This is a genomic window from Candidatus Nanopusillus massiliensis (assembly GCF_920984865.1).
The window spans coordinates 334706-342677 of sequence record NZ_OV100765.1; the positions used below are offsets into that span (position 1 = coordinate 334706).

Annotated in this window: 9 protein-coding genes and 1 tRNA gene; 2 read left to right on the top strand and 8 right to left on the bottom strand. The window is 25.8% G+C overall.

What is annotated here, in order from left to right:
• Positions 1–1339 precede the first annotated feature (1339 nt).
• On the top strand, positions 1340–1675 hold the full coding sequence (locus LUA84_RS02425) for a hypothetical protein (RefSeq protein WP_231434280.1): 336 nt from the start codon (positions 1340–1342) through the stop codon (positions 1673–1675).
• 406 nt (positions 1676–2081) lie between these two features.
• Here the strand turns inward: LUA84_RS02425 and LUA84_RS02430 are convergent, their stop codons facing one another.
• From LUA84_RS02430 to LUA84_RS02445, 4 genes are all read right to left on the bottom strand, one after another.
• Positions 2082–2384, bottom strand: a complete 303-nt coding sequence (locus LUA84_RS02430) for a hypothetical protein (protein ID WP_231434281.1) — start codon at positions 2382–2384, stop codon at positions 2082–2084.
• Positions 2385–2458: 74 nt separating this feature from the next.
• Positions 2459–2533: transfer RNA gene (locus LUA84_RS02435), tRNA-Lys, on the bottom strand.
• A 962-nt stretch (positions 2534–3495) separates the two neighbouring features.
• Complete coding sequence (locus tag LUA84_RS02440; RefSeq protein ID WP_231434282.1) at positions 3496–3657, bottom strand: hypothetical protein; 162 nt, start codon at positions 3655–3657, stop codon at positions 3496–3498.
• The gene (locus LUA84_RS02445) at positions 3644–3862 is read right to left on the bottom strand and encodes a hypothetical protein (RefSeq protein WP_231434283.1); all 219 of its coding nucleotides are present in this window, start codon (positions 3860–3862) and stop codon (positions 3644–3646) included. Before LUA84_RS02445 ends, LUA84_RS02440 begins: the two co-directional genes overlap by 14 nt.
• Before the next feature lie 723 nt (positions 3863–4585).
• On the opposite strand from LUA84_RS02445, the gene LUA84_RS02450 reads away from it, so the two are divergent.
• Positions 4586–5236 (top strand): type II secretion system F family protein, encoded by a 651-nt coding sequence (locus LUA84_RS02450; RefSeq protein WP_231434284.1) that lies wholly within the window; start codon positions 4586–4588, stop codon positions 5234–5236.
• A 181-nt stretch (positions 5237–5417) separates the two neighbouring features.
• On the opposite strand, the gene LUA84_RS02455 is transcribed toward LUA84_RS02450, so the two are convergent.
• The 4 genes from LUA84_RS02455 to LUA84_RS05290 all read right to left on the bottom strand — a co-directional run bounded on the left by LUA84_RS02455 (position 5418) and on the right by LUA84_RS05290 (position 7320).
• Complete coding sequence (locus LUA84_RS02455; RefSeq protein WP_231434285.1) at positions 5418–5756, bottom strand: hypothetical protein; 339 nt, start codon at positions 5754–5756, stop codon at positions 5418–5420.
• A 421-nt stretch (positions 5757–6177) separates the two neighbouring features.
• Positions 6178–6519 (bottom strand): nucleoside-diphosphate kinase, encoded by a 342-nt coding sequence (locus LUA84_RS02460; protein ID WP_308112638.1) that lies wholly within the window; start codon positions 6517–6519, stop codon positions 6178–6180.
• A 36-nt stretch (positions 6520–6555) separates the two neighbouring features.
• Positions 6556–6822 carry a 50S ribosomal protein L24e gene (locus LUA84_RS02465; RefSeq protein ID WP_231434286.1) on the bottom strand — a complete coding sequence of 89 codons (267 nt, stop codon included), beginning with the start codon at positions 6820–6822 and terminating at the stop codon, positions 6556–6558.
• A 69-nt stretch (positions 6823–6891) separates the two neighbouring features.
• Positions 6892–7320: a S1 domain-containing protein gene (locus tag LUA84_RS05290; RefSeq protein WP_231434287.1), complete on the bottom strand. Its 429-nt coding sequence runs from the start codon at positions 7318–7320 to the stop codon at positions 6892–6894.
• Between the last annotated feature and the right edge of the window lie 652 nt (positions 7321–7972).

The window sequence follows — 7972 nt, forward strand, 5'->3', positions numbered from 1 at the left end:
ATAATATCCATTACTATTTAATTTTGCATATTCTTGTAATATTCCATTATATAATATATCTGAACATGAATTAATTATTGTTACCCATTGATTACTTGTTTGATTTAATAATTGTATTTGACAATAATCTTGACCTAAAGTATTATCATATACATTTGCACTAACTTCTAATAACCATATATTTTCTTGTGTACCATTTGATGGTGTAGGATATGTATATGATACATTAAATATTGGTGAAGGTAATGTATAAACATATATTCCTGTTGAATTTGTTATTCCCTCAGGATTCGATGTTGATAATTCTATTGTAATATTTCCTCCATTTGGTATAATATTATATAATCCTGGTAAATTATATGATGAATTTTCATAATTTAATTGAATAATATTATTACCTGGTGTTACATTTATATTATATGTTTGTCCATTTATTGTTACATTTACATTTGGATAATTTGTATAGAATGATATATTTAGTTGATAATAATTTGATACTGAATTATTAGATGGGGATATAATATATATTTGTGGATTAACTATAGGAATTATTGTAATTGTAGTAGAATTCGTAACTCCGTTTGATGCAACACCAGTTACTGTTACACTATAAGTACCTGGTTGTATATTACTATTTGCACTTACTGTTAATGTTACTGATGCATTTGGAGTAACAGTAGTATTAGATAAGGAACATTGTAGATTTGAGTTACTTGTTGAACAAGATAAAGTAATAGATGCAGGAGTTCCACCACTTAGTTGGGTAATATTTATTATTGTATCATTCGAAGANCCAGCATTTACATACATACAACTTGGTCCCTGTATTGAGAATGAATATGGCTGTACATTAACTGTTATAGTAGTAGAATTCGTAACTCCATTTTGCGCTGTACCTGAAATTGTTACTGAATATGTTCCTGGAGTAATTGAAGATGAAGCAGTAACAGTTAAAGTTACTGATGCATTTGGAGTAGCTTGAGTACTTGATAGTGAACACGATAAATAACTACTATTTGTAGAACAAGATAAGCTAACTGGTAATGGAGATCCGCTATTTAATTGAGTAATATTAATTGTTGCCGAATTAGAAGAACCCACATATGTATTAATACTACTTGGTCCCTGTATTGAGAATGAATATGGCTGTACATTAACTGTTATAGTAGTAGAATTCGTAACTCCGTTTGATGCAACACCAGTTACTGTTACACTATAAGTACCTGGTTGTATATTACTATTTGCACTTACTGTTAATGTTACTGATGCATTTGGAGTAGCTTGAGTACTTGATAGTGAACACGATAAATAACTACTATTTGTAGAACAAGATAAAGTAATGGAATTAATGGGGACCCACTATTTATATTGGATTTACATATATTGTTGTAGAATTACTATAATTTGTATAAAAATTATACTACTTGGTCCCTGTATTGAGAATGAATATGGCTGTACATTAACTGTTATAGTAGTAGAATTCGTAACTCCATTTTGCGCTGTACCTGAAATTGTTACTGAATATGTTCCTGGAGTAATTGAAGATGAAGCAGTAACAGTTAAAGTTACTGATGCATTTGGAGTAACAGTAGTATTAGATAAGGAACATTGTAGATTTGAATTACTTGTTGAACAAGAAAGAGTAACTGGCAAAGGTGTGTTTCCTGTTAATTGATTTACATATATTGTTGTAGAATTACTATAGTTTGTATAAACATCTATACTGCTTGGTCCTGTAATATCAAAAGTAAATACTGGAAATCCTAATTCTAATGCAGAAACATATTCCGTTGATCCTGGACCAGGGCNAACGTTAAATCAAACACTATAAGTACCTGGAGCTAAATCTTTACATTCCGCAGATATTCCCTTATTTGACGGTGAAGATGTTTAAAATAATTGAGAACAACCATTAGGTAATGTTACCCCACCAATATTACCTCCATTCTTTGTTCCTCCAAGGAATATTAATATTAATACTGTTTCATTTTGCCCTGAAACAGTATATGAAACTGTTACTGGACCTGGTCTATTATATGTATTTGTAAAAGTAGTTAAAATAACTGGAACAGAATAATTATTTATAAAACTCCACCAATTGCATAAGTATTAGCTGTAGTAGTAAATGAACAGGTATTTGTACTAGAATTTCCAATTACTGCATAATTTCCATTATTTACCATTACATTAAAACTTGGAGTAAGGGTTGAACCTGCAGAAGAAGCAACACAATAATATATATTTGCTGTAGATAATGTTACACTCTTAGCTTTAGCACTATTACTTCCAACAACATCTGCTCCAACATGTGAATATAGATTAAATGTAGAAATTAACAATAGAAGGCTTACTATAGCAAAATATAATATTCTTTTTATTCCCATGATGATATTAGAAAACATTCCCCAATATAAAATTATGATATGATAATACCTCAATCATTTATGATAATCGAACCCGGGCCCGGAGGGATTTGAACCCCCGATCTTCTGGTCAAAAACCCGACTGCTTTACCAGACTAAGCTACGGGCCCAACAATATTTAATTTATACTTAGGATTCTTATATAAATTTTTCATTATCCATATAAANATATATAGTTTATAGATCCATTGAAATATTGAAAATAATTTAAATATACTGTTGGATAAATATTCATTAATATGTTTGGAAGCCAACAATTTTATCCCCATTATACAAGTATAGTACTGTATTATAATATATTTATAATTAAGAATTTTTCATTTGTATTTATATTAATACTATAATTTCCAATTAAATTAAAAGTAAATATAGGAAAGTTCTTGTATATACACTAAAAAATGAAGAACTTAAATAATGATCACAATTATAATATGCAGAATTGTTTGTTATATTAATATTTTGTGTTATTCCATATATATAAACTTGTAAAATAGATGATACATTTATATTAGAGTTCTGAATTATTTCTATATTGTTTGAACTCATATTATAAAAAAATTCTATACAATTATTACAAATGTATGAGTTTGTAGATAGAAATACAACATCTGGAGTATAATAATATGAAAAAGAAAAATTTGTATAATTATATACTATTTGTGGACCATAAAATTGAGAAAAATAAAAAGAACTGGTATATAATTTTTGATATTCAGATATTTTATATAATCCGGAAGAATATTGAGATAATCCATTGACTATATCTTGAATACATATAAACTATAATGTATAAAAATACAGCAAGTGTAATCAATACCTCGATCCAGCTTTGAGATTTCATATATATTACATTAATACTTTGTTTTTGTATATATTTTTTCCCATTATAATTTAATACTGCATCTACAATATATGTACCAGTGCTATTTAATTCGATAGACTGAGAATAATATCCATTCTGTAATATGTGAAAATTCTGGTAAACATAATTTCCAGCTGAATTTATCTACATATATTGTTAATGGGGCATTTGTTATTGGTTGTGCAACAATATATCCATATACTTGTATATTTATCTGAGAGTATATACATAAGCAGTTGTTGGAAAAACTTGTAAATTAAATGATACAAAAGAGGGTAGAACAAAAATTACTATAGATAATAATCCTATTAAATTGTTTATTGCTAAATGTTTTACTGAAGATCTTAATTTTCCACTTTCAGCAATGCCCATTATTAATTGATGCTGAAATTCCTACCATAATTATGGATAAAGATGTAATAAACTTTAACCATAAATAATTTATTTGAGAAGAAAAGAAATTAAATGTTGTATGAATGGTAGAAACTGAAATTTGACTTATTATCAATGGTTTAATTGTATCTAATATAGAAATTGATAATCCAACAAATATAATGAATATAGCATATAAAACCAATATTTGTTGTGATATAGTATGCTCTCTTTAGTCCATCCAATTCCTTTACGGACTCTAGATCATTACATAACCTTTTTAAAACCTTTGAAATTTCACCCCCACCCTGATATGTTTCTAATATTACATAATTAATAATCTTTATAATGGGAAGTTCTTCAAAATACATATTAAATAGTGTAAATGCCTTTTCAAATGGCATACCCCAAGCAATCCAATTATATAATTTTTTAACTAAAATCAGATAAATATCCTAAATCTACCGAAGATAGATATGCCAGAGCATCCAATAATGTCATTCCGGATGCTAAACTTTCAGATAAATAAGATAAAAAATATGTATAGTTATTAGACTATATTTTCATATATTTTACTTTCAATATACTTGTAAAATATGTATGGAACTCCTCCCACAAGATATATAACTATGATTAATATTGAAAGTGCTACATAATTTTCATATAATTTAAATATTATTCCAAATATTTCAGATAATTGATGCAAACAAAATAGATATATATAATATAAATCTATCTTCCTTAATATATGAACCAAAAACATTTATTTCTTTATAATGTAATGGATNCTTTATATTGAAAATTTGATCTATAAATCTTTCAGTTAATCCTTTTTGATTTACCCCTTTATTATATGATATTAGTTATCATTATACTTTTAATTTTGGATGTCAATAATTAAATATATGGTTAGGTATTTGATCAATTTTTGAGTGGTATAGAAAGGGATCTATTAATAATTAATTCTAAAGAAGATCCTTCTAAGTATATATATAAAGCTAAAATGTATTCAATAGGAATATCAATATCTGTATCAATATTAACATTCTTTTCCCTTTTAATGTATAATATAAAAGTATATGGATCTTTTAATCCAACTTTTCCAATAATATTTGGAATACTTACTGGTATCGTAGGATTGTTTGGATCTTTATTTTTATTTAAAAAATATCCTTCAATAGAAAAACAAAATAGAGCTAAAAAAATAGATAATTCTTTATATTATGCCGTATTATATATGGCTTCTTTAGTTTCTTCTGGTGCAACCCCAAAAGCATTATTCGAATTATTATCAAAATATAGCGAACTTTCAGAAATAAAAAAAGAAGCATCTGAAATAATATACTTAATAGATACTGTAGGGTTATCACTACCATTAGCATTAGAAAGAAAGGCGGAATATTCTCCATCAAAGAAATGGGCTTCAATATTAAATGGAATGAAATCAATAATAGTTGAGGGTGGAAATCTTGAGGAGTATTTAGATAATGAAGCTGAGAAATTATTTGATGAATATAAAAGAAAAATAATAGAATATTCAAATAATATGCAAGTATTCTTAGAAATATATATAACATAAATAATTGTAGGAGTTATATTTGTAATTATATTAAATACATTGATGGGATCTATTTCTGGAACAAACTTTCAATACATAGAATTTATAAAATTAATGAGTATATTAATAATATTGCCAATTTATACAGTTATGTTTATTATATTACTAAAAGCAATTAGTCCATTTGAAACATAGTAAAATTTTATCCTGCACTAATATTGAGTGTATATATATTTAGAATATTCTGAATCAGTTGATTATCATTTATTACTTTAATTTCTCCATTTCCTAACCCATTTTTAATTATATCTACAAAATTTCCATTTTGATATTCTAAATAATTCAAAATTTTTTCAGATATTGAATATGAAAGATAGATTATCAATGTATTATTTATATTATTTATATATGAAATTGGTATGTTTGTAATTCCCTTACTAGTAAATACAAAGGCTCCACAAGAGTCATTTATACATAATATAAAAGAATATTGAGGATATATAATATTTAATTTTGTATAATATAATTCATAATTTTCCATATATAGAGAATTATTTAATAAATAATCGTCTATTTCACTAATAAATTCTACAGAAATAGTTGAATTAGTAAAATTAAGATTTTTTTGATGTAAGGTACACCATTTATTGACATTTTAATTATATCATAAGTTGTTAAATTTAATCCATAATACCCAATTTCAGTTTCATTATCTGAAATATTATAAACATATGGTAATTTAAGAAAAATATACTGGATAAAATAAATATCTATATATTATTGAAGCTAAAATCATAAAAATTGAAAATACTATTAAAAAAATCAAAATTTTATCTCTAATAGATGACTTCCTCAATAATCCTCTCATAATTATAGATTTCTTCTGGCTTAAATATTACAAATATTTCTCTTTCTGCATCTTTTTCAGTTTCTGATGCATGAACAACATTCCTTAAAACAATCTAATTCCAATTTGCATAAGCTATTGATACATGAGCATAATCGCCTCTAATAGTACCTGGTGGAGCTTTTAAAGGTTCTGTTGGACCAACTAATTTTCTAACTACAGCAACACCTTCGACACCTTCTAATACCATAGCAACAACTGGACCTGATGTTATAAAATCTATTAGCCATCCTCTTATTATACTCCCAATTTTCTTTGGATCATCAGTTCCAAATTCTTTTACAGGATCCAATCCCATCTCTTTATATCTTGTTATTGTCTTATTTCCAACACTTTCCAACCATTTTTCATCTGCATAATAAAATTTTTCTGCTTGTTCTTTTGTTAATTTTATCATTTTTAATCCTATAATTTTTAAACCTGCTTTCCAAATTTAGATATTATTTCTACCAACAATTTCTCTTTTAACACTATCTGGTTTTAATACTACCAATGTCTTCTGTATTAAATGCTTTCCATTCAATACTTTATTATAAAATACCGTCCATTTTAGCTTTTTATTGTCTCTCTTCATTTCCCAGTTTTTAATACACTTTCTTGAACAAAAATATAAAATAGTACCATTATTTAATGCATATTTAATTCCAGTACCTGGTTCTATTTCTCTCCCACAATGATGAACACTTATTTTAACAACCATTTTTAATCTTTCTTTTCAATTGGCATAGCTGATATTTCTGTTTCCCTTAATAATTTTAAATCCCCCTTTCTAACAGGTCCTATTACCATTCCTTCTAAGAATTTTTCCGGAATCTGGACCATCAAGTATTCTTACAATAAAATGCGTAGCTTCACCCCTCATACCAGTTCTTCCAACGACATCTAATACTTCTGCCTTGTATCCCTTAGTCCATGTTACAATATTTTCTTTTACAACATTTTCTTCAGCATTTCTTATACCTTCTTCACCTGTTTTTGATACAACTTTTCTAGGCATACTGTAAGTAATTGTAAAATAATTTTTAAATCTTTTATTAAAATATCTAAAAATGACATCTGAAAATTCTAATTTAAATAATAATAAACAAGAAACAAAAGTTAATAGATTAAGAAAAATATCCTCATGGAATATACTAATAGATGTATTATTAATTATATTTATATTCTTATTTACTTTGGGATCAAAAGGTTTATTCACTTAATTTCTTAGGAAATTATTCTTTAGTAGGACCTGATGCTACTTAATGTTTAAATATTTTGAATCTTTGATTATTTAATCATACAGTAAATAGTTTTACATATAATTTAAATTATCCATTACCATTTTATTTATACAATAAAGATCTTGTATCATATTTAGCATTTTTATCTTATTTGATGTTCCAAAACTTTGGTAATCAAATTATTGCACTATTAAATATTTTACAAATACATCCAGCATCAAATATTATGTATATGGTTAGCAGCAGACTTTACAAATGTATATGTTCCTGCAATTGCTTCAATTATATTTTATTTTTTAGCAAGGAATATATTCAAAGATAAATATTTAGACATTTTTCTTCTATGATTTTTGCTATAAATCCATTTTTGACAACAAGATAGTTTTATTTGATACTGCAATTAGGAGCAATTATTTTCCTAGTATTATCTTTCTACCTTAAAATTAAATACTTTAATGCAAAANNTGAGAATAAAAATACAAAAAATTATTCTTAATTCTTTATTCAATTATTAGCTTAATAATATTTTATAAAACATCTTTATTACCAAATCCAGATGTATATTTAACAATTGAATTATTTGTATTCTTCTTTATATTATTATTATTATATCCAGTATTCAAAGGA

Bases quoted from the DNA above. Each gene is read 5' to 3' on its own strand.
- LUA84_RS02425 (WP_231434280.1), top strand. From the start codon at position 1,340: ATGGAATTAATGGGGACCCACTATTTATATTGGATTTACATATATTGT.
- LUA84_RS02430 (WP_231434281.1), bottom strand. From the start codon at position 2,384: ATGGGAATAAAAAGAATATTATATTTTGCTATAGTAAGCCTTCTATTG.
- LUA84_RS02440 (WP_231434282.1), bottom strand. From the start codon at position 3,657: ATGGGCATTGCTGAAAGTGGAAAATTAAGATCTTCAGTAAAACATTTA.
- LUA84_RS02455 (WP_231434285.1), bottom strand. From the start codon at position 5,756: ATGGAAAATTATGAATTATATTATACAAAATTAAATATTATATATCCT.
- LUA84_RS02460 (WP_308112638.1), bottom strand. From the start codon at position 6,519: ATGATAAAATTAACAAAAGAACAAGCAGAAAAATTTTATTATGCAGAT.
- LUA84_RS02465 (WP_231434286.1), bottom strand. From the start codon at position 6,822: ATGGTTGTTAAAATAAGTGTTCATCATTGTGGGAGAGAAATAGAACCA.